The 19,249-nt window shown below is 69.8% G+C and carries 22 protein-coding genes; 8 read left to right on the top strand and 14 right to left on the bottom strand.

Annotated features, from left to right (window positions below; genetic code table 11):
• Positions 1–155: 155 nt before the first annotated feature.
• On the top strand, positions 156–1,331 hold the full coding sequence (locus AC5WJ1_RS22990) for an NAD(P)H-dependent flavin oxidoreductase (protein ID WP_133095979.1): 1,176 nt from the start codon (positions 156–158) through the stop codon (positions 1,329–1,331).
• Between the two features lie 70 nt (positions 1,332–1,401).
• Here AC5WJ1_RS22990 and AC5WJ1_RS22985 read toward each other — a convergent pair whose 3' ends face one another.
• Genes AC5WJ1_RS22985 through AC5WJ1_RS22975 form a run of 3 tightly spaced genes read right to left on the bottom strand, consistent with a single transcriptional unit; the run spans position 1,402 to position 3,880 of the window.
• Positions 1,402–2,115 (bottom strand): Crp/Fnr family transcriptional regulator, encoded by a 714-nt coding sequence (locus AC5WJ1_RS22985; RefSeq protein ID WP_255519866.1) that lies wholly within the window; start codon positions 2,113–2,115, stop codon positions 1,402–1,404.
• Complete coding sequence (locus AC5WJ1_RS22980; protein WP_494476568.1) at positions 2,087–3,430, bottom strand: hypothetical protein; 1,344 nt, start codon at positions 3,428–3,430, stop codon at positions 2,087–2,089. Before AC5WJ1_RS22980 ends, AC5WJ1_RS22985 begins: the two co-directional genes overlap by 29 nt.
• Positions 3,431–3,454: 24 nt before the next feature.
• On the bottom strand, positions 3,455–3,880 hold the full coding sequence (locus tag AC5WJ1_RS22975; protein ID WP_133095982.1) for a hemerythrin domain-containing protein: 426 nt from the start codon (positions 3,878–3,880) through the stop codon (positions 3,455–3,457).
• A 346-nt stretch (positions 3,881–4,226) separates the two neighbouring features.
• Here AC5WJ1_RS22975 and AC5WJ1_RS22970 point away from each other — a divergent pair, with 346 nt between their 5' ends.
• From AC5WJ1_RS22970 to AC5WJ1_RS22955, 4 genes are all read left to right on the top strand, one after another.
• Positions 4,227–6,239: a type IV pili methyl-accepting chemotaxis transducer N-terminal domain-containing protein gene (locus tag AC5WJ1_RS22970; RefSeq protein WP_135703247.1), complete on the top strand. Its 2,013-nt coding sequence runs from the start codon at positions 4,227–4,229 to the stop codon at positions 6,237–6,239.
• The gene (locus AC5WJ1_RS22965; RefSeq protein ID WP_133095984.1) at positions 6,236–6,892 is read left to right on the top strand and encodes a response regulator; all 657 of its coding nucleotides are present in this window, start codon (positions 6,236–6,238) and stop codon (positions 6,890–6,892) included. Before AC5WJ1_RS22970 ends, AC5WJ1_RS22965 begins: the two co-directional genes overlap by 4 nt.
• A gap of 226 nt (positions 6,893–7,118) precedes the next feature.
• The gene (locus tag AC5WJ1_RS22960) at positions 7,119–7,277 is read left to right on the top strand and encodes a DUF3309 family protein (RefSeq protein WP_133095985.1); all 159 of its coding nucleotides are present in this window, start codon (positions 7,119–7,121) and stop codon (positions 7,275–7,277) included.
• 120 nt (positions 7,278–7,397) lie between these two features.
• Entirely contained in the window at positions 7,398–7,586 is a 189-nt protein-coding gene (locus AC5WJ1_RS22955) for a DUF3008 family protein (RefSeq protein ID WP_133095986.1), read from the top strand.
• Positions 7,587–7,670: 84 nt separating this feature from the next.
• Here AC5WJ1_RS22955 and AC5WJ1_RS22950 read toward each other — a convergent pair whose 3' ends face one another.
• From AC5WJ1_RS22950 to AC5WJ1_RS22940, 3 genes are all read right to left on the bottom strand, one after another.
• The gene (locus AC5WJ1_RS22950) at positions 7,671–8,348 is read right to left on the bottom strand and encodes a ParB/Srx family N-terminal domain-containing protein (RefSeq protein WP_240745845.1); all 678 of its coding nucleotides are present in this window, start codon (positions 8,346–8,348) and stop codon (positions 7,671–7,673) included.
• Positions 8,332–8,793 (bottom strand): hypothetical protein, encoded by a 462-nt coding sequence (locus AC5WJ1_RS22945; protein WP_135703248.1) that lies wholly within the window; start codon positions 8,791–8,793, stop codon positions 8,332–8,334. Before AC5WJ1_RS22945 ends, AC5WJ1_RS22950 begins: the two co-directional genes overlap by 17 nt.
• 148 nt (positions 8,794–8,941) lie before the next feature.
• Positions 8,942–9,799 carry an SDR family oxidoreductase gene (locus AC5WJ1_RS22940; RefSeq protein WP_135703249.1) on the bottom strand — a complete coding sequence of 286 codons (858 nt, stop codon included), beginning with the start codon at positions 9,797–9,799 and terminating at the stop codon, positions 8,942–8,944.
• A 329-nt stretch (positions 9,800–10,128) separates the two neighbouring features.
• On the opposite strand from AC5WJ1_RS22940, the gene AC5WJ1_RS22935 reads away from it, so the two are divergent.
• Positions 10,129–11,244 carry a BON domain-containing protein gene (locus AC5WJ1_RS22935; RefSeq protein ID WP_135703250.1) on the top strand — a complete coding sequence of 372 codons (1,116 nt, stop codon included), beginning with the start codon at positions 10,129–10,131 and terminating at the stop codon, positions 11,242–11,244.
• A gap of 55 nt (positions 11,245–11,299) precedes the next feature.
• Positions 11,300–11,935 carry a ParB-like protein gene (locus AC5WJ1_RS22930; protein ID WP_135703251.1) on the top strand — a complete coding sequence of 212 codons (636 nt, stop codon included), beginning with the start codon at positions 11,300–11,302 and terminating at the stop codon, positions 11,933–11,935.
• A 60-nt stretch (positions 11,936–11,995) separates the two neighbouring features.
• On the opposite strand, the gene AC5WJ1_RS22925 is transcribed toward AC5WJ1_RS22930, so the two are convergent.
• The 4 genes from AC5WJ1_RS22925 to AC5WJ1_RS22910 all read right to left on the bottom strand — a co-directional run bounded on the left by AC5WJ1_RS22925 (position 11,996) and on the right by AC5WJ1_RS22910 (position 15,801).
• Complete coding sequence (locus AC5WJ1_RS22925; protein ID WP_133095991.1) at positions 11,996–13,054, bottom strand: DNA topoisomerase IB; 1,059 nt, start codon at positions 13,052–13,054, stop codon at positions 11,996–11,998.
• 57 nt (positions 13,055–13,111) lie between these two features.
• Complete coding sequence (locus AC5WJ1_RS22920) at positions 13,112–13,972, bottom strand: alpha/beta hydrolase family protein (RefSeq protein ID WP_135703252.1); 861 nt, start codon at positions 13,970–13,972, stop codon at positions 13,112–13,114.
• Positions 13,959–15,140: a DUF3182 family protein gene (locus AC5WJ1_RS22915; RefSeq protein WP_133095993.1), complete on the bottom strand. Its 1,182-nt coding sequence runs from the start codon at positions 15,138–15,140 to the stop codon at positions 13,959–13,961. Before AC5WJ1_RS22915 ends, AC5WJ1_RS22920 begins: the two co-directional genes overlap by 14 nt.
• Before the next feature lie 91 nt (positions 15,141–15,231).
• On the bottom strand, positions 15,232–15,801 hold the full coding sequence (locus AC5WJ1_RS22910; RefSeq protein ID WP_135703253.1) for a low affinity iron permease family protein: 570 nt from the start codon (positions 15,799–15,801) through the stop codon (positions 15,232–15,234).
• Positions 15,802–16,046: 245 nt separating this feature from the next.
• On the opposite strand from AC5WJ1_RS22910, the gene AC5WJ1_RS22905 reads away from it, so the two are divergent.
• The gene (locus tag AC5WJ1_RS22905) at positions 16,047–16,385 is read left to right on the top strand and encodes a BON domain-containing protein (RefSeq protein ID WP_133095995.1); all 339 of its coding nucleotides are present in this window, start codon (positions 16,047–16,049) and stop codon (positions 16,383–16,385) included.
• An 81-nt stretch (positions 16,386–16,466) separates the two neighbouring features.
• Here AC5WJ1_RS22905 and AC5WJ1_RS22900 read toward each other — a convergent pair whose 3' ends face one another.
• The 4 genes from AC5WJ1_RS22900 to AC5WJ1_RS22885 form a co-directional block, all read right to left on the bottom strand.
• Positions 16,467–16,925, bottom strand: a complete 459-nt coding sequence (locus tag AC5WJ1_RS22900) for a PRC-barrel domain-containing protein (RefSeq protein WP_133095996.1) — start codon at positions 16,923–16,925, stop codon at positions 16,467–16,469.
• A gap of 46 nt (positions 16,926–16,971) precedes the next feature.
• Entirely contained in the window at positions 16,972–17,577 is a 606-nt protein-coding gene (locus AC5WJ1_RS22895) for a hypothetical protein (protein ID WP_135703254.1), read from the bottom strand.
• Between the two features lie 43 nt (positions 17,578–17,620).
• Positions 17,621–18,193: a hypothetical protein gene (locus AC5WJ1_RS22890; protein ID WP_494476567.1), complete on the bottom strand. Its 573-nt coding sequence runs from the start codon at positions 18,191–18,193 to the stop codon at positions 17,621–17,623.
• A gap of 202 nt (positions 18,194–18,395) precedes the next feature.
• Entirely contained in the window at positions 18,396–19,229 is an 834-nt protein-coding gene (locus AC5WJ1_RS22885) for a sensor histidine kinase (protein WP_195430216.1), read from the bottom strand.
• Positions 19,230–19,249 lie beyond the last annotated feature (20 nt).

Below are 19,249 nucleotides of genomic sequence, written 5' to 3'. Positions count from 1 at the left end.
CGTATGCCGGTCGGCGTAGGCCGATGGCAGGCAGCGCCCGTGGGCTTGACCTGCGGCAAACGCAGGGGCTTTCCGCTGTGCCACGCTTCGCCAGTCACCCCCCGCGCCAGGCCGGCTGCCGGCCACACGCGATTCACCTTCCGGAGATCCCTTTTATGAACGAACACTGGCTGAAGCTGGCCGGCCGCCGCCTGTTGCCCATCGTGCAGGGCGGCATGGGCATCGGCATCTCGGCGCACCGGCTTGCCGGCGCAGTGGCACGCGAGAACGGCGTGGGCACCATCGCCAGCATCGACCTGCGCCACCACCATCCCGACCTGATGGCGCGCACCCGCGGCGTGCGCGACAAGGCGGGCATCGAAGCCGCCAACCTCGAGGCGCTCGACCGCGAGATCCGCGCCGCGCGCACGCTGTCGGAAGGCCGCGGGCTGATCGCGGTCAACGTGATGAAGGCGGTGGGCTCGCATGCCTCGCTGGTGCGCCAGGCGTGCGAAAGCGGCGCCGATGCCATCGTGATGGGCGCAGGGCTGCCGCTGGACCTGCCCGAGCTGGCCGCCGGCCACCCCGGGGTGGCGCTGATCCCGATCCTGTCGGAATCCCGCGGCATCGGCCTGGTGCTGCGCCGCTGGATGAAGAAGGGCCGCCTGCCCGATGCCATCGTGGTCGAGCACCCGGCCCATGCCGGCGGCCACCTTGGCGCCGCCACCATCCAGGACCTGTCCGAGCCGCGCTTTTCGTTCTCGCGCGTGCTGGCCGAGTGCCGCGACCTGTTCCAGTCGCTGGGGCTGGCATGGGACAGCATCCCGCTGATTCTCGCCGGCGGCATCGACAGCCATGCCAAGGTGCGCCACTGGCTCAACGAGGGCGCCGCCGCGGTGCAGCTCGGCACCGCCTTTGCCGTCACCGAGGAATGCGATGCGCATCCGGCCTTCAAGCAGGTGCTGGCCACGGCGCGGCCCGAGACGCTGCGCGAGTTCACCAGCGTGGCCGGCCTGCCGGCGCGCGCGGTGCTGACGCCGTGGCTGTCGCGCTACCTGTCGAGCGAAGCCAGGCTGCAGCGCCGCGCCAAGGTACGAGAGTGCCTGGAAGGGTTCGATTGCCTGCAATCGTGCGGCCTGCGCGACGGCATTGCGCGCATCGGCCAGTTCTGCATCGACCTCAAGCTCGCGCAGGCGGTACGTGGCGACGTGGAACGCGGGCTGTTCTTCCGCGGCAGGGGCGCGCTGCCGTTCGGCGAGGCGATCCGCCCGGTGGCCGAGCTGATCCACTACCTGATGACAGGGGAAAAGCCAGCGGCGCTGGCTTCTGCCAAGGTGGCCGCTACGGCCTGAGCCTGCGTGCCGCGTCCGGATCCCCGGCACGCGGCACCGGACGTGCCTGACGTGCCTGACGTGCCGACATTCAGGCCACCGCCGGCTCCTCCACGCCGGCCTGGCGCGCCAACCCATCCGGATCGATCAGGTAGATCTTGCCGCGCTCGATCCGCACCAGCCGCTCGGCGCAGAACCTGTGCATCACGCGCGACAGGGTCTCGGGCGTAATCCCCAGCTTTGACGCAATCACGCGCTGCGTGCAGGCCAGCCAGGTGCGCCGCGTGGCAAACGCCTGCTCGCGCAGGAAGCCAGCCACGCGCTGCAGCGCGGTCTGCAGGCTGATCGCCTCGATGTCGCGCATCAGCCCATGCAGCCGGCCCGACAGGTTGCGCAACAGCTGCGCGGCCAGCAGCGGCTCCTGCATGACGGCCTGCCACAGCGCCGCCTTGCCGATCTGCAGCACCAGCGTGCGCGTCTGCGCCTGGCAGGCCATGCGCCCCGGCACGTCCAGGCAGAGCAGGTCTTCGCCGAAGGCCGCGCCCGGGCCGAATACTTCGATGGCGCGCTCGCAGGCGGCCTCGTCGCCGGCGGGCGGCTGCAGCGCCAGCTTGAGCAGGCCCTCCGCCACGATATAGAGGCCGGCGCACGGCTCGCCGCCACGGAACAGGTATTCGCCCTTGCGCAGGCAGCGCAGCGTGGCCGCGGCGCGCAACTGCGCCACCACGGCCGCATCGACGCCGCGGAACAACGGCAGCGCTTCCAGGTTGATGGCTTCACCCATGGTGATGACCTCCTTCGGCATGACTGCGTTCAGCATTCCAGGCCGCATGGCGCGGCGGCAGGCCGCCACTGCGGCGCATCTGCCGCATGCAGCGCAACGCGGACAACAATTGCCAGCCGAGCCAGGCATTGGCCGCGGCAAGCAGCAGGCCGCCGGCGCGGGCCAGCGGCACCGGCGCCAGCGGCAGCACCAGTAGCAGCAGGTAGGCCGCCAGCAGCAGCCACGCCTGGCGGCGCTGCCGGGCGGGCACGATGATGGCCTGCATGGCCGGCACGCGCGCGCGCGGCGGCAGCAGCCGGCGCAAGTGCAGCCAGACCAGGAACGGCACGATCTTGCCGAGCATCGCGGTGACCGGCAGCACGCCGGTGCCGATGAGCGCCATGGTGCCGGCCCACCACGCCAGCGGTGCAGCCGATGCGGGCCACACGATCGCCGCCGCGCCCAGCACCGCCGCGCCCAGCATGCTGGCGCAGGCCACCGGCCACAGCAGCCACAGCGGGTCCTGGCGGCGCCGCGCGCGCAGGGTGCCGGCCAGCCCGAACGCGGCCACCACGGCGACGAACGCCAGCCACGCCAGCAGCACCGCCTGGCCCAGGGCAGGCTGGCCGGGCCATAGCAGGGTTGCGCCGCTGAACAGCGCCAGCGGCACCCAGTGCGCCATCGGCAGGCCACGCGCCAGCGCTGCCGGCAGGCGCCGCGTCTGCCAGAACATCGGCAACACGGTGGTGGCCACGCCGGCCACCAGTGCCGCCAGCCATCCGCCCAGCGCCCAGGCCATATGCATGTCGAGCACCGGCGCCACCGGCACCTGCCACCAGCCGCCGAAGGTGCCGGCAAGCGCGATGCCGCACAGCACCGCGGCCAGCAGCGGCGCGCCGATGCCGGCCAGCGTGCGCGTGGTGGCGTCGACCGCGGCCACGCGCCGTCCGGCAATGAGCAGCAGCGCGCCGGCAAGCAACAGCAGCAGGCCGGCCACGGCGGCGGCCTGCATGCCTTGCGGCATGCCGCCAAGCAGCCCGAAGCCCAGCCCGGCGGCCACGCCGGCACCGGCCACGGCGACAAACGGTGCCAGCACGCCGGCACCCGGCACGGCCACGCCCGCCACCACCGGCATCATCTGGAACAACGCGCCCACCATCACCGGCATCAGCATGCCCAGCGCGAGCACATGGACCGCCACCAGCGCCAGCGGCGCAAAGCGGTCCGGCAAGCCGCCGGCGGGCCCCGCCGCGAGCAGCAACCCTGCCGCGGCGCCCAGCCACGGCGCCGGCACCAGGCAACCGAACACCACCGCGGGACGCGGCGCGCGCTCGTAATCGAGGTTGGCGGCCTTCATCTGGGTTGCCCTGCGTCGCCAGCGCTAGGCAATGCCGTCGAGCACGGCGTCGAGCCCCGGCACGTGCGCGCGGCACATCGGGAACAGCACATTCTCTTCCTTGATGTTGTGCTGCTGCAGCAGCACCACCAGCGTGTCGGTCTCGGCCGCGAGCGCATTGGCGTCGCGCAGCGACAGCCATTCGCGCACGTTGTCCACCAGCGCGCGCACTTCGTCGTGTTCTTGTCGCATCACGGCGGTCGGGCCGCCGGCCATGCCGGTGGCCTGCTCGAAGGCGGGGAACAGCCGTGCCTCTTCCGCGCCGAAATTGCCGGCCAGCGCGGTCTCCAGCTCGGCGAAGGCCGCGGCGGCCTCTGTCCAGCCGGCTTCGCGCAGCGCGCCTTCCAGGCGTGCCAGCGCGGCGTCGCAACTGCGGTGCTGCTGCACCAGGGTGTCGATGCCATCAGACATGGTGTGGATTCTCCGGACCGGTATTGACCGGATGCTAGGGCGCGGCCCGGCGTGGGGATTTGATCGGGAATAAGTCGGGCGCCAATAGCCGGTGTAAGGGGACTGGCGTGTCGATATATCACAACGTGACATGCTGTAGCGTCGTATTCATCGCCATCACGCTTGACTGCGGACGAGCAATGCGATCCCGGGCGCACATGCGAATTGGCCGACCTCGCGTTTTGTTGATCTGGCGCAGGTAGTGCAGCGCCTGTCACGTGGAGAATTGCCTTCGAGACGCGCGCGCGACTGACGCGACTGACAGTACGCCGGCGTTCCCCTGACAGGTAGCCCCCGATACCGAACCATGCCTTACACCGATCTATCGGCCGATCCCCCGGCCGATCCCCCGGCCGAAGCGCAGGCCGCCACCCCGCTGCGCCACCGCCTTTCCACGCGCATCATCTCGCTGTCGCTGGCCGTTCTGCTGGTCGTCCTCGGCATGATCTCCGGCACGCTGTGGCTGTCCTGGAAGCTCGAAGGCGCCGGCGCCGCCATCAATGACGCCGGCAGCCTGCGCATGCGCGCCAACCGGGTCGCGATCGAGCTGACGCTGGCGCACGCGCAGCGCGGCAATGCGCTGGCGATGCAGGTGCAGGCGCTGGACGGCACGCTGGCGCAGCTGCGCCGCGGCAACCCGTCGCGCCCGCTGTTCCTGCCCGACGAACCCGCCATCCACGCCCAGCTCGCGCGCGTGACGCAGGACTGGCACACCCAGCTGCGCCCGATCGCCATGGCCGGCACCGACAGCACCGCGCCGGCGCGCTATATCGCCGCGCTGCCGGGCTTCGTGGCGCAGGCCGACAAGCTGGTCGGCATGATCGAGCACGACAGCGCGCGCAAGACCGACCTGCTGCGGCTGTCGCAGACGGCGCTGGCGCTGATGGCCTGCGTGGGCACCGTGGCCGTGATCTACCTGCTCTACCTGTGGATCATCCTGCCGGTGCTGCGGCTGCAGGACGGCCTGCGGCGCATGGCCGCGCGCGAGTTCTCGCTGCGCCTGCCGGTGGAGACGCGCGACGAGTTCGGCACCCTCAGCGAAGGCTTCAACCGCATGGCCGGCGAACTGCAAAGCCTGTATCACGACCTGGAGACTCGCGTGGCGCAGAAGACCGCCGAGCTGGAACGCCAGAACCGCGACCTGGAGGAGCTGTACGACATGGCGGCGTTCCTGAACCAGGCCCGCGACGCCGACACCATGGCGCGCGGCTTCCTGGCGCGCGTGATGCGCCAGTTCGACGCCGAGGGCGGCAGCGTGCGCGTGCTCGACCCACGCCACAACCGCATGCACCTGCTGGCCAGCGCGGGCCTGCCCGCGGCGCTGGCCGAGGCCGCGTCGTGCGCCGCCGCCGATGCCTGCCACTGCGGCGACGCGACGCGCGAGGCCGTGATTACCATCACCGACCTGCGCGGCATGCAGGACGGCAGGCAGGGCGCCACGGCCATGGAGGACGGCACGCCGTGCGCGCGCAACGGCTTCCGCGCGCTGGCGGCCTTCCGCATCGAAAGCCAGCGCGGCGCCACCGGCGTGTTCGCGCTGCATTTCCGCGCCCCGCGCGCGCTGCCCGCCTCCGACCGGCAACTGCTCGAAACACTGGGCCAGCACCTGGGCACGGCGCTGGAGCACTTGCGGCTGTCGGCGACGGCGCGCCAGCTGGCGGTGGTGGAAGAACGCAATCTGGTGGCGCAGGGCCTGCACGACAGCATTGCGCAGGGGCTGAACTACCTGAACCTGCAGGTGCAACTGCTTGACGACGCGGTCGCGCGCGACGATCTCGCCGAGACCCGCGAGATCGTGCCGATGCTGCGCCACGGCGTGGAGGAGAGCTACCAGGACGTGCGCGAGCTGCTCAACAATTTCCGCTCGCGCCTGGGCGGCGGCGAACTGCGCCCGGCAGTGGAAGACACCGTGGCGCGCTTCCGCCGCCAGTGCCGCACCGAAGCCACGCTCACCATCGACGAGCATGCCGACGGCAACGGCGCCGGCGGCCGGCCGCTGGCGCCGGAACAGCAGCTGCAGGTGCTCTTCATCCTGCAGGAAGCGCTCTCCAACGTGCGCAAGCATGCGCTGGCCGCGCACGTGACGGTGGCGCTCAGCCACGGCCGCGACTTCCGCCTGGTGGTTGAGGACGACGGCGAAGGCTTCGATCCTGCCGAACCCGCCACGCGCGCCGACGCGCATATCGGCCTGAACATCATGCGCGAGCGCGCCGCGCGCCTGGGCGCCCAGCTGCATGTGCAGGCGGCCCCCGGCCGTGGCGTGCGCATCGAACTGGTGCTGCCGCGCCGCGCCCCACAGAACACAGAGACCCAGCCATGACCATCCGCATCCTGCTGATCGACGACCATACCCTGTTCCGCTCCGGCATCCGCGCGCTGCTGCAGCGACAGACCGACTTCGAGATCGTCGACGAAGCCGCCGACGGCGTGGAGGGCATCAAGCGCGCCAAGCAGCATCGCCCCGACGTGATCCTGCTGGACCTCAACATGCCCGGCCTGTCCGGGCTGGAGGCGCTGCAGCTGCTGGTGGAAGACCTGCCGCAGACCGCGGTGATCGTGCTGACCGTGTCCGAAGAGGCCGAGGAGCTGGCCGCCGCGCTGCGCAGCGGTGCGCGCGGCTACCTGATCAAGAACATCGAGACCGAGGCGCTGATCGCCGGCATCCGCCGCGCCGCCGCGGGCGAGCCGGTGATCTCCGACAGCATGACGGCCAAGCTGGTGGCGCAGTTCCGCACGCCGACTCCCGCCGGCGCGGCGCGCCACGACGACGCGCCGCGCCTGACCGCGCGCGAGCGCGAGATCGTGCAGGGGCTGGCACGCGGCGAAAGCAACAAGGAGATCGCGCGCGATCTCGGCGTGGCCGAAAGCACAGTGAAGATCCACGTGCAGAACATCCTGAAGAAGCTCAACCTCGCCAGCCGCGTGCAGGTGGCAGTCTACGCGGTCGAGCACGGCCTGACCGAAGCGGGCTGAGCGCGCGGCCACAACGGCGCCAATGTGCTGCACGAGCCGTGTGCAGCGCGCCAAAGGCGCATCGCGCACGGCGTCGTCCGATTCCTACACCGTTATCAGTCCCTGCCCGGGGGGACGCAGGCGAGCCTTGACGTAGGCTGAACCTTGAGCAGTGGCCTTTCAGATGCGCGGGCCGCTTCGGTACGGAAGCCCCCGGCTTCCCCGATCCACGAACAAGGAGCACGCCATGGGAATCGGCACTATTCTTCTGATCATTCTTGTCCTGCTGCTGGTCGGCGCCCTGCCGGCCTGGCCGTACAGTTCCGGCTGGGGCTACTGGCCAAGCGGCGGCCTGGGCTTGATCGTCCTGATTGTGCTGCTGCTCGTGGTTCTCGGCCGGATATAGCGTCCCGGCCGTCCAGCGGGCAACGGCGGCAGGCAGGCCCGGCATGAGCGGCATCGCTGCTCACGCCGGGCCTGTCTGCCGCATCGCCCGTTTTTCCTTCACCCTATCCAGGAGACTGACATGCCAGCCAAATCGAAGGCGCAACAGCAGGCCGCTGGAGCGGCGCTCTCCGCCAAGCGCGGGGAAACCAAGGCCGGATCGCTGAAGGGCGCTTCGCGTTCGATGTACAAGTCGATGAGCGAGAAAGAACTCGACAAGATGGCATCGACCAAGACCAAGAAGCTGCCAAAGCACAAATCGGAACGCTGACGCGTTCACGCACCCCGTCGTTCCCGCTCGCGCGGGGACGACGCGCCACGGGCGCGAATCTCAGCGCTCCCTCGCCGCGCCGTTTCAGCCTTTCCCTTTCTTGCTGTTTGCAGGTCCGCCGCAAAATCCTGGCAGCTCCCTGGCCTGGGAACTGCGCGCTAGCCTGATCGATTCGGCCAGCGCCAGTCCGAAGCCGGCGATGCTGTCATGATCCTGCACCACGCGCTCGCGCAGGAAGCCGGCCCAGCGGAAATCCCCATAGGCATTGCCCGGCTTGCGGTAGGCGCCCGCCATGCGCGCAAATGCCGCCAGGCTGCGGTACGGGTCGTCGAGCATCCCCATCACCGTGGGCGGCAGCGCCCTGGGGCCGTGTAGCTCGCCGTGCTCGTCATATGGATGGACGTGGTTGAGCTGGCGCATGCGCTTCCAGAACGCGGACGGACTCAGTGCGCTCAGGTCGCGCAGGATGCGCACCGGCCCCCATTGGTATCCCAGCTCCAGCCAGGCGCGCGCCCAGTGATGATGATCGACGATATAGAGGCTGCCGCCGGGGCCCGCAATGGTCTTGATGCGGTGCCTGCGCATGAAGCGCCGCAGCGCCTCGCCGTCGTTGCGATCCGCGTGGCGCTGTGTGACTTCTTTTTTTTGGCTGACGTGGGCATAGCCCAGCGTGAGTTGCGTAGGGCGCAGGCGCGCGAGTTCGGCAATGGCGTTGCCGTTCCGGGGAATGGCGCGGTCGCGCCGCTCAGTCGTGTTCGGCACGCTTCTGGTTGACGAAATGCTCCAGCTCGCTGCCCGGGTCTTCGTTGCCGGTGGACTGCTCGGCGACCGACTCCCGTGCCAGCGGCCGTGGCCAGTATTCGCCTTCAACGTCCTGCACCGGCTCGCCGTGCACGTTCGGGTCGAAGTCGGTCCACTGCCCGCATTCCCAGCAGCCCTGCGCACGCTCGAGGTGGCTCGCGCCGGCTTCGCGCAGCACGTCCACCGCAACCGACGACAGCCCATTGCCGACGCAGGCGGCCAGCATCACGTTGCCGGCGCTATTGTCGGTGTGGGTCTCGGCTTGCGTCCCGGCCTGCACCTCGCCTTGCGGCCGTACCGACATGATGGAAACGTCCCATACCGAAAAACCCCGCGCGAACAGGATCCGCGCCGCCTCTTCGGCGCTGGCGATGGAGTCGAAGCGACCCGCTACGATCGGTGACATGGTGGCTCCCTGTATCGATGAATGGATGCGGTAGTTTCGCCGCTTGCAAGAGCCACGCCCGCGCCGGACCTGCACGCTGGCGGCCGAGGCGGCGCGCGGCACGTGCAATTTTTGCAAGCGCAGCGCCCGAACTACATGCGCGGCTGGTTCAGCCGTTGACGACCTCGCCGCCGTTGATGTGCAGGATCTGCCCCGTGATATAGCTGGCCGCATCCGAGGCCAGGAACACGAAGCCCGCCGCCACTTCGAATGGCTGCCCCGGCCGGCCCATCGGCGTCTTCTTGCCGAACTCGGCGACTTCCTCCGCTGTAAAGGTGGACGGGATCAGCGGGGTCCAGATCGGGCCCGGCGCAACACCATTGACGCGGATGCCGCGTTCAACCACCTGCAGCGCGAGCGAGCGCGTGAACGACACGATCGCGCCCTTGGTCGCGGAGTAGTCGAGCAGATGCTTGCTGCCGCGATACGCAGTCACCGACGTGGTGTTCAGGATCGACGCGCCCGCCTTCATGTGCGGCAGCACCGCGCGCGTCAGGTGAAACATCGCAAAGACATTGGTGCGGAAGGTGGCCTCGACCTGGCTTTCTTCGACGTCTTCCAGGGACTTCTCGGGATGCTGCTCGGCGGCGTTGTTGACCAGGATATCGAGCTTGCCGAATTGCTGCAGCGTCTGGCGCGCAACCCCCTCGGCATGGCTGCGGTCGGCAAGATCGCCCGCGACGGCGAGGCACTTGCGTCCGGAGGCTTCGACCAGTTCGACGGCTTCGCGGGCGTCGGCATGCTCGTCGAGGTAGGCAATGACAATGTCAGCGCCTTCGCGCGCAAAAGCCACCGCTATGGCGCGGCCGATGCCGCTGTCGCCGCCGGTGATCAGCGCCACGCGCCCTTGCAGGCGGCCGCTGCCGACGTAGTCGTCCGCGCCGCTGTCCGGCTGCGGCCGCATGGGCGCTTCCAGCCCGGGTTGGCGGTCCTGGTGCTGGGGTGGGACGCTCTTCGGTGTGGACATGGCTGACTCCTGTCTGTGGAGGGCGCGCTGGCCCTTGCGCGTGCCGCGCAAGTTCCATGCCGCTGGGAGGCACCCGGCATGCTGCCCCCGCAGCGCGCCGCGCCAACTGCGGTGACGTCGCAGCCGCCCGTAACCGTTACATCGCCCGGCAATCCTTACAGCGGTGCCACGCCCGCGGCGGCGTGCGGGCGCGGCAGCGAAGGGGCACGGATTTTGCGGCTTTCCCCTGCGGAAACCCTGCGGAAACCACCGCACTTCAACGGCCCGGCGCCGCAGCCAGCTTTGCGCAGGCAACGGCCCAGCCGGACCATTCAGCCAGGAGGCAAGCAATGTTCAACTTCCGCAACGACCGCGGCAGCCGCGGCGGAAATCAGGGCCAGCGCCAGCAAGCGGGCCGGCGCGACGAGAGCCGGGGCAGCGGCTCGGAAGACTGGGGCCAGGAATGGGGCGAAGACTGGCGCGGTGACGAGCGCAGTGACGAGCGCGAGGGCCGCGGCGAGTGGCGCGGCGAAAGCCGCGGCCGCTCGGGTGGCCAGTACGGCAACGAACGTGGCGATGAACGCCGCGGCAGCGAATCCGCGCGCCACGGCGGTCCGTGGTACCAGCAGGACACGCCCTCCGGCCAGGGCCGCGGCAGCTGGGGCCAGCCGGGCTATGGCGCATCGGATGCCGGCGGCACCGGCCATCCTTACAGCAGCGGCTACGGCGGCTACCGTCCGTCGGCGCAAGACAGCGGCTATCACGCCCAGGAGCGCGAATCGGGCTATGGTTACCGCGACGAAGACCGCTTCGGGCCGCGCGGCCGTGGCGGCGAGCGCGATGAGCGCGATGAGCGCGATGAGCGGGGCCAACGTGGCGAGCGCGGCGGCCGCGCCATGCACTGGCGCGAAGGCATGGAGCGCGACCGCGGCCAGCGCGGCGGCGAGCCGAGCTATGGCAGCGGCTACTATGGCGATTCCGCCAGCGGCGGCCAGTCATTCAGCGGCGGGCAGCGGGTCTACCCGGACGACTACGGCTATCGCCGCAGCCGGGCCTTTGGCCAGCAGGCGGCCGCGCAGGGATGGAGCCAGCGCAGCCAGCAAGCCGGCAGGCGCATGACCGGCCCCAAGGGCTACCGCCGCTCGGATGAGCGGGTGCGCGAGGACGTCTGCGAGCGCCTCGCCATGAATCCCTACATCGATGTCGGCGAAGTCAGCGTGGAAGTCGCCAACGGCGTGGTCACGCTGGACGGCACCGTGCGCGAGCGCCGCGAGAAGTATGTCATCGAGGAAATCGCCGATGCGGTGTTCGGCGTGACCGAGGTCGACAACCGGCTGCGCGTGGAACGCGGGCAAGGCGGCCAGGGCTCGGCATGGGCCGCGGGCTCCGAGGTTGGTGGCGAAGACACTGCCGGCAGCGCGGCGGATACCGGCACGTCGCCGGAGCGCACGCTGAACAAGAGCTGAGCGCCAGTCATCCGGCGCGGCGCGTCTAAGAAGCGCCTGGCCGCGCCGCGCCGATATGCCACGCCATCCCCGCAAACTTCGTCGTGGTGCCAAGCTGATGGTGCCCCTGGACGCGCTGCACCCGACCCAGATCACTGTCGGCGGCTACCACGTCGCGCAAAAGGTCCACGCAACGCGCCGCGTGCCGCCCGAGCACCGCGCAGCGTTCCTGGACCGGCACCGCGTCCACCTGATAATCGGGCCGGAACAGGGCCTCTACGTGGTCGACCATCACCACTGGGTGCGCGCCTGGCACGACCTCGGCCTGAGCCACGTGCCCGGCATTGTCCGCGCCGATGTCAGCGACCTCGATGTGCCGGCGTTCTGGCGCTACATGGTCACCAACCACCTGGTCCACCCCTATGACGAGCACGGCCGCCGCCGGCCGCTGACCGAGCTGCCCGTGGCCGTCCACGACATGCGCGACGACCCCTACCGCAGTCTTGAAGCATTCGTGCAGCTCGCCGGGGGCTATCGCAAGGTCAAGACCGCCTACCCGGATTTCCGCTGGGCCGATTATTTCCGCCGCAATGTGCCGGGTCCGTTCGACACGGCGCATCACTTCGCCGACGCCCTGACGCGCGCGTTCCGCCTGGCGCATGCCGCGGGTGCGCGCGAACTGCCCGGCTATATCGGTCCGCTGCGGTGCTGAAGCCCGGTGGCGGCTGACGCCCCGGCCCGACGGCCGGCCCGATGCCCGGCAATTGGCCGCTCAGTCATCGCGCCGCACCGCTTGCAGCAAATGCAGCAAGCGGGCTTCGTCAGCGCGCAGCCTGGCCACCGTCGGCGCCTTTCCGCCGGCTTCGAGCACACCGCACAGGTAAGCCTCGATGACGCCGGGATGCACATAGCACTTGCGGCAAACCGCCATGGTATTGCGCAGCTGTCGCGCCACCTCCCGGATCGCGTCGGCCACGGCCTTCTTGCGCGCGGTTTCGCTGGCGGCTTCCGGCAGCTTGCGCAGGATTGCCAGCGCATGCACGCTGCCGGCCCAGGTGCGGAAATCCTTGGCGGTGAATTCGCCGCCCGTCGCCTCCTTCAGGTAGGCATTCACGTCGGCCGAGCCGATCTCGCGGATCTCGCCGTCGCTGTCGCGGTACTTGAACAGCCGCTGGCCCGGCAGGTCGGCGCAGTTGCGCACGACGCGCGCCAGGCGCGGGTCGTTGACCGAGACGTCGTGGGTGATGCCGCTCTTGCCGGTGAACTGGAAGCGCAGCCGGCTGCCGCGCACGGTCACATGCCGGCGCCGCAGCGTGGTCAGGCCATAAGTGCGGTTCTGCTGCGCGTAGCGCGGCGAGCCCACCCGCACCAGCGTGGCATCGAGCAGCACCACCACCGCCGCCACGACCTTTTCACGCGGCATGCCGTTGCGGCCCAGGTCGCGCGCGGCACGGGCGCGCAGCCGTGGCAGCACCGCGCCGAAGGCTGGCAGGCGCGCGTACTTGTCTGAATCGCGCAGTGCCGCCCATTCGGGGTGGTAGACGTACTGCTTGCGCCCGCGCGCGTCTCGCCCCGTGGCCTGCAGGTGGCCGCGCGCATCCGGGCAGATCCACACCGACTCGTACGCCGGAGGGATGGCCAGCGCGGCAATGCGGGCCAGCGTGGTTGCGTCGCGCACGCGTTCGCCATCGGGATCGATATAGCTGAAGCCGCTGCCCTGGCGGCACCGGGTAATGCCAGGGCTGCTGTCGTCGACATAGCGCAGGCCGGCATCGCGCAGCACGGCGTCAAGCGTCGCGGCGGGCTCGGTGGCGGTGAGGATGCTGTCCATGCGCGTTGCGTTCCGGGGCCGGCACTATCCGGGCATTATCCGGGCACTATCCGGGCACTATCCGGCACTGGCCGGGGCTGACGAGGGCAGCTCCCCGCCCATGCCGGCAGCATCGCCGTCGGGCTCCGGCGCCGCGCGTGGCGGCTTGGGCTGCAAGGCACTGTCGGCGCTGACCGGGCCGGCGCGCGCCACGGTGATCATCTCGCGCAGCCAGTTGACCAGCAGGCTGCTGTACGCGCGCTGGCTCTCCTCCTCGGTCAGCCCATGGTCGGCGCCCTTGATCACGCGGTAGGTCATCGAGTTGGCATGCACGCAGGCGTCGACATAGCTCATCACCGCGGCGTGCGGAACCACCTGGTCGTGCTCGGATTCGATCACCAGCACGTCGCCGCCGAATTCCGCGCAGGCGCGCACGGCGCGGTTGTCTTCGGGCGCGACCACGCTGCGCCGGTACGCCACCAGATCCTGTTCGCGGTGCAGCTGGCGCTTGGGCAGTTCCCAGCCGGAATCCATGTACAGCGCCGGCGCGCGGAAACCCATCCAGCGCACCGGGCGCATCGCGCTCAGCAGCGCCGCCAGGTAGCCGCCGTAGCTGCTGCCCACCACCGCGATGGCGTTGCGATCGACTTCCGGCTGCCGTACCAGCGTGTCGTACGCGGCGACCACATCGGCCAGGTTGCGCATGCGGGTGACGGTCTCGTATTGCGACCTGGTGCCGGCGTGGCCGGTCAGGTCGAAGGTCAGGCAGACGCAGCCCAGCCCCGCAACCTTGCGCGCGCGCGCCAGGTATTGCTGCTGGCTGCCGCCCCAGCCGTGCACGAACAGCACGCCCGGCAACTTCGTCTCCGGACTGATGAGGGTGCCGGCAATGGTGCCGCCCTCGCTCTGGATCTGCAGCAGTTCTTCATGGGTTGCCATGGGAATCGGGCTCCAGCCTTGCGTACTTGGTCAGGGGGCCGACGTGGCGGTCCTCTCCCTGGAAATAGATCACGGCGCCGGCGGGCACCCGCACGTTGGCGCCATACACCTCGCGCGTGGATGCGACCACGCGGGCGCGGTCCGGATCGTTGCGCAGCGCCTCCAGTGCCGCCAGCTCGGCACCGGTGGCACCGCCTACGCGCCACGACTGCTCGAGCACGCCGCCGAGCACCTGCTCGCGGTCGGCGTCGGGACCAGCGGCCGGGCCGAAGGCCACGTCGTAGTTGCAGCGGGTCAGCACCATGCCGCCATAGCAGGACAGCGCGGCATCGTGGTACACCATCGCCGCGCGCACCGCGGCCAGCGTCCGTGCGTCGAACGGCTGCTCCAGCAGCGTGTCGAAACCGCCGCGCACCACCGTCAGCGTCGAGCCGCCGTAGACCTTCTGGCCACGGTTGTTCTGCGTCAGACCCTGCGTGCCGCAATAGCTGGCGCGCAGCCCGGCCAATTCCACCTGGCCGACGCTATAGGTCTGCGGCGCGTCGAGGTCGCGTTCCACCACGATGCCGTGGGCCTCCACCACCGCAGCGGGCATGGCGGCAAGCGCTTCGTCCAGCGCGCGCGCGCTGTCGACCACGCACTGGCCCAGCCCGCCGATGCCGCATGGCTCCTTCAGCCGCACCGGACCCAGTGCCAGCAGGCGCGTGCCGGCGGTGCGCGCATCGGCAAGGGTGAACGCAGTAAAGCCCGGCAGGGTGGCGCCGACCACACGCTGCACGAAAGCGTCGCTCCATCCTTCGGGCGCAGCCGCGCCCGGCTCGACCAGGCCGTGCGTGATCGCCTTGGTGGCGACGAACGCGTACGGCACCACGCCGCCGAACAGGTCGCCCTTTCCCTGCACGCCAAGGCGCGCGGCAAGGTCCTGCCCGACCAGCGTCTGCGCCGGCACCAGGTAGGGCCGCGGCTGGCCGGGCGCGGTTTCATCATAGGTGCCGGCGTAGCCGATCCCCGCGATCTCGGCCACCTTGCGCGCGATATTGGCCATGGTGGTGCCAAGGTGGCTGTCCGGCTGCCCCAGCGAGTCGCAGCCGTACACCATGACCGTGCGGGACGCAGCGCCGGCCGCTTCCATCTGCTTGCGCTTGCTTGCCTTGTTCGGATCGGACACGGGGTGGCTCCTTGCTCGATGACCTGGTTGGCGCGACAAGTTGACGACTACCGCGGCAAACGGCATGCGTGCCGCTGCCCGGTAGAGCGGCTTATGGACTGGCGTCGGCAATGGCATGCGCATCGGCGCCGCCGCCGCCGTCCTTCGGGCGGTACTGCCGCGAGGCGCGGGCCTGCTGCTTGGCCGCGTGGTTCTCGCGCGCCTCGTCCAGCGAATGGCTCATCTTGAGCCCGTTTTCCTTATCGGCCAGCTCGGCCAGGTGGCGGTAGAAGTTCACCAGCTGCCGCAACTCTTCCTCGTCGAGGTCTTCGATCGAGACCAGCATGTTGCTGGCTTCGCGGTGCGAGGCCAGCAGCTCGTTGAGCTTGAGGTGGACCGCGACGGCGTCCTTGTTCTGGCTCTGCTGGATCAGGAACACCATCAGGAAGGTGACGATGGTGGTGCCGGTGTTGATGACCAGCTGCCAGGTCTCGGAGAACCCGAACATGGGCCCGGTGATGGCCCAGGCGGCCACCACGCCGAGCGCGAGCACAAATGCAGTGGGAGAGCCGGCTCGGCGCGTGGCACCACCCGCGAAGCGGTCAAACGCGTGCAATACGCTGTCACGCCTAGACGCTGGCTGATGATTGACGCGCGGCAGGTTCGGGCTGGACTTGCTCATCGTTGCGCTCCTCTGTTGCGCCTTGCTCGTTCGCGCGGTGCGCCGGCGCCGCGGCATGCTGATTTCATTGTATGGAGGGCATGGGGCCGATGTGCAGCGGGCGCAGTCCTACAACGCGCGCAGCACTTGCCTGGCAATCCGCGGCACACGGCTTGCGTTTCCGCCGCGCGCGGCGCGCATGCCGCTGGCAGCTTGCGCGGGAATGGTTCTTGCGCCGGACAGGGTTTATCTGTCGAGGAGCCGAAATGAACGAGAACGCCCCTTCCCCATCCGCCGCCGACGACGAAGCGCTGCGCGTGGCGGTGCGCGCCGAGATCGCCGCGGCATGCGACGGCCGCTTTCCCGACGGCGTGACGCTCGAAGTCTCGGATCGCCGGGTCACCGTGCGGGGCTGCGTGGAGGACGCCGACACCGCGCAGCGCATCGAAAAAGCCGCGGCCGTCAGCGCCGGGGTGCTCGGCGTGCACAACGCGCTGTCGCTGCGTCATGAACCGCCACCGGAGGCGCCGGCGCAGCCCGAAGACAGCGGCATGCAAGCCGACCCATCGCAGCGCCCGTATGGGCAGATCAACCACAAGGTCTGACTCCCCAAAAAATAGAAGCGCCGGATCGGATCCGGCGCCTCGTTCATCGCTCACACTGGCTCACAGCGCTGTCTCCCTTGCTCAGCCCCACGGATCGTAGCGGTCCGCTTCCCAATACGGCGAAATACCGTAGTACTGGTGGATGCTGGTGGCCCACTGCGAATCGGCCATGCTCGGCCAGTGGTCCTTGTCAAACCCGGGTGCGGCCTTGAGACGATCTTTCTCGACGCCGAGCACGAAGCACTTGCGGCGCGTGTCCAGCGTCAGCGCGGACCACGGCAAGGCAAAGAGCTTTTCGCCGATGCCGAGAAAGCCGCCCATGGCCAGCACCGCATACGCGACCCGGCCGCCAAGGACATCGATCATGATGTGATCGATGGTTCCGATGTCGTCGCCCGCCGGGTCGACCACCTTGTTGCCCTCGAGCGTATCGGCGGCCATCACGAACGGGCCCGGGCCCGGGGAATTGCGGTCGATGCCGCCGACGATCGATGCGCCGCGCGGCTGTTCGCCAGGGGATTCAGGTTGGACTTGGGTCATGGACACCTCCGTTTCGGGTTGGCTGCAACAAGTCGCTGCAAAAAAATCATTCCGCGCGGGGCCGGCTGCCCGGTGCCTGGCGTCGCCCGTCTGCCGGCACCGGCGGCACCAGCGGGTCGAAATCCACCCAGCGGCCATCGACCCATTGCCCGTCCGCACGCTCCACGTCCTTGGCGCCTTCCCGGCGCAGCAGGTCCGCGACCGCGGCGGTGTCGCCGCTGGAAACGTGCGCGGCCAGCAGCACGCCGGCGTTGCGCACCGGCGGCTGGCCGGTCACCGGATTGCGGCGCCCGTCGCGCGCCAGCGCCAGCGCGCCCGCGAGCGAACCGAGGTACGCGCCCAGGCCCACGGCAATTACCAGCACCAGGATCGATACCGGCGGTACAGCGGCCAGCGCCGACACCAGCATCGCACCCACGGCAGCGCCGGCCGCGGCGCCGATCACTACACCGGCAATGGCACCGGCGCCGGACTTGCGCGCGCCGGCATCGGCCGCGTGGTCGCCGCCCACCGCGTAGGCAGCGTGCTGCCCGGGCGGATTGACGTAGAACAGGCTAAGGTCCTGGTCCGCGAAACCGCGTGCCTTGAGGCGGCTGGCGACGGATTCGGCGGTACTGAAGCTGTCGAATCGACCTGCGACGATAGCGGTCATGCTGGCTCCATGTCTTGTTGATCGGAATCGCGCATTGGCTACGCTAGCGGCCGCGCATGCTGCCCTTGCGCTGACCCGCGGGCTTGGCCCCGACGGGCTGCTGCGCGCTGCCGCGCTTGAGCTTCCAGTCGACGTCGTCGCGCGCGGTCTGCGTCTTCCTTTCGGCGTGCATGGCGGCGCTCGGCGAGATCGGGTCGCTGGCCGGGAAGGTCATCTCCAGGGAGTCGTCGACGGCGGCCTGGTACGTCCTGGCCTCCTTGCCGCGCTGGGGCTTGTCGAAAGCGGCGCTGGCGCGCATCGCCTGCGGCTTGTCAGCCTTCGCGGCGGCCTTGGCTGCAGGGCGGACCGCGGTCTTGGTAGCGGTCTTGGTAGCGGTCTTGGCAGCGGTCTTGGCAGCGGTCTTTGCAGCAGGCTTGGCGGCTGGCTTGGCCGGCTTGGCTGCCGGCTTGGCCGCTGGTTTTGCCGCGGCCCTGGTCGCAGTCTTTGCAGCAGGCTTGGCGGCCGATCGCGCGCCAGGCTTGGCCGAGGATCTTGCGGTGGATGCCGAGGATTTCGCGCCGGACGGCTTGCGGGCAACCTGCGCGGCCTTGTCGGACTTGCGGCTGGCGTTAGGCATGGTTGTTCCCTCCTTGGTTGGGTGACTGACCCATGCAAAGGCCGGGCCAGACCGCCCGGGCCTGACCGACGCGCGCTACATGCCCGCCAGGCGCCACGCCGGACACGCCACCGGCGCTCGGCCAATGCGCTGCGCGACAGACCTGCCGGTAAAAACTACATCGTCAAGCAAAGGATGGAAGCTGGGCGCGCAGCGCGCGATGTCACGCCGTACGTGGCTGGCGCGGGAACCTGACGGCGATGCAGACGCTGATCTTGTCCGCGTCGCAGCCATCGCCTTCGGCGCTGAGCAGGGCGCCATGCATCTCGACCATGCGCCGCGTGAGCAGCAGCGCAGTGCTTTGCCGCGCCTGGCTGCCACCGTCGGGCGCGGCGCGACGGCCGAAGAAGTCGGTCAGTGCCGCCAGCCGGCTGGCGCTGCGCTGCTGGTCCAGCGGCGGGCTCTCGGCGATGCGCAGCTTCACGTGGGCAGGCTCGCCGAACAGATGCATGGCCACCGAGCCGCCCGCCGGCGCGCGCCAGATGCAATGCACCAGCAGGTGCCGCAGCAACGGGACGAGGCGGTTCGCATCGCCGTCGATGCCATACGCGCCATCCCCCGCGCCGTCGGTGGTGACGGGGGCCAGCAGCACCCCTCGCGCCTCGGCAGCCGGACGGCGGTCGGCAATGGCCTGCGCGGCGGCGTCGAGCAGGTCGATGCGTTGCCAGCTCGGCGGGCGCTCGTCGGCCAGCAGTCGCACCGATTCCTCCATTTCCTCGATCAGCGCCAGCTGCTGCTGGGTGCCGGCGCGAATCCCGTCGAGCGCGCGCTGCGCCGGGGCCGGCGCCGCATCGAAGGCGCGGTCCAGCACGTAGGCCCAGCTCTGGATGGCATTGAGCGATGAACGAAGGTCATGGGCCGACTGCTCGATCAGCGTGCTGACTTCCTGCACCGCGCGCACCGCGGCCGTTTCGGCGGTGTCCGCGCCGGCAGCCACATCCGTGGCTTGATCGTCAGAAACGTCCGGCAGGTTGGACGGCGGCTGCGGTTGCGTCATGGTCGGATTGGCGTCTGGGC

It is taken from the genome of Cupriavidus sp. MEYA8 (assembly GCF_059278825.1).
Note: the sequence above shows the minus strand (reverse complement) of the source record. Positions and strands in the feature narration are given on the sequence as shown.

Excerpts from the sequence above, each read along its gene's own strand:
- AC5WJ1_RS22895 (WP_135703254.1), bottom strand. The coding sequence starts at position 17,577 with ATGACCGCTATCGTCGCAGGTCGATTCGACAGCTTCAGTACCGCCGAA.
- AC5WJ1_RS22885 (WP_195430216.1), bottom strand. The coding sequence starts at position 19,229 with ATGACGCAACCGCAGCCGCCGTCCAACCTGCCGGACGTTTCTGACGAT.
- AC5WJ1_RS22975 (WP_133095982.1), bottom strand. The coding sequence starts at position 3,880 with ATGTCTGATGGCATCGACACCCTGGTGCAGCAGCACCGCAGTTGCGAC.
- AC5WJ1_RS22955 (WP_133095986.1), top strand. The coding sequence starts at position 7,398 with ATGCCAGCCAAATCGAAGGCGCAACAGCAGGCCGCTGGAGCGGCGCTC.
- AC5WJ1_RS22920 (WP_135703252.1), bottom strand. The coding sequence starts at position 13,972 with ATGGCAACCCATGAAGAACTGCTGCAGATCCAGAGCGAGGGCGGCACC.
- AC5WJ1_RS22965 (WP_133095984.1), top strand. The coding sequence starts at position 6,236 with ATGACCATCCGCATCCTGCTGATCGACGACCATACCCTGTTCCGCTCC.
- AC5WJ1_RS22940 (WP_135703249.1), bottom strand. The coding sequence starts at position 9,799 with ATGTCCACACCGAAGAGCGTCCCACCCCAGCACCAGGACCGCCAACCC.
- AC5WJ1_RS22930 (WP_135703251.1), top strand. The coding sequence starts at position 11,300 with ATGCCACGCCATCCCCGCAAACTTCGTCGTGGTGCCAAGCTGATGGTG.
- AC5WJ1_RS22935 (WP_135703250.1), top strand. The coding sequence starts at position 10,129 with ATGTTCAACTTCCGCAACGACCGCGGCAGCCGCGGCGGAAATCAGGGC.
- AC5WJ1_RS22925 (WP_133095991.1), bottom strand. The coding sequence starts at position 13,054 with ATGGACAGCATCCTCACCGCCACCGAGCCCGCCGCGACGCTTGACGCC.
- AC5WJ1_RS22890 (WP_494476567.1), bottom strand. The coding sequence starts at position 18,193 with ATGCCTAACGCCAGCCGCAAGTCCGACAAGGCCGCGCAGGTTGCCCGC.
- AC5WJ1_RS22905 (WP_133095995.1), top strand. The coding sequence starts at position 16,047 with ATGAACGAGAACGCCCCTTCCCCATCCGCCGCCGACGACGAAGCGCTG.
- AC5WJ1_RS22985 (WP_255519866.1), bottom strand. The coding sequence starts at position 2,115 with ATGCCGAAGGAGGTCATCACCATGGGTGAAGCCATCAACCTGGAAGCG.
- AC5WJ1_RS22970 (WP_135703247.1), top strand. The coding sequence starts at position 4,227 with ATGCCTTACACCGATCTATCGGCCGATCCCCCGGCCGATCCCCCGGCC.
- AC5WJ1_RS22990 (WP_133095979.1), top strand. The coding sequence starts at position 156 with ATGAACGAACACTGGCTGAAGCTGGCCGGCCGCCGCCTGTTGCCCATC.
- AC5WJ1_RS22900 (WP_133095996.1), bottom strand. The coding sequence starts at position 16,925 with ATGACCCAAGTCCAACCTGAATCCCCTGGCGAACAGCCGCGCGGCGCA.
- AC5WJ1_RS22910 (WP_135703253.1), bottom strand. The coding sequence starts at position 15,801 with ATGAGCAAGTCCAGCCCGAACCTGCCGCGCGTCAATCATCAGCCAGCG.
- AC5WJ1_RS22945 (WP_135703248.1), bottom strand. The coding sequence starts at position 8,793 with ATGTCACCGATCGTAGCGGGTCGCTTCGACTCCATCGCCAGCGCCGAA.
- AC5WJ1_RS22980 (WP_494476568.1), bottom strand. The coding sequence starts at position 3,430 with ATGAAGGCCGCCAACCTCGATTACGAGCGCGCGCCGCGTCCCGCGGTG.
- AC5WJ1_RS22960 (WP_133095985.1), top strand. The coding sequence starts at position 7,119 with ATGGGAATCGGCACTATTCTTCTGATCATTCTTGTCCTGCTGCTGGTC.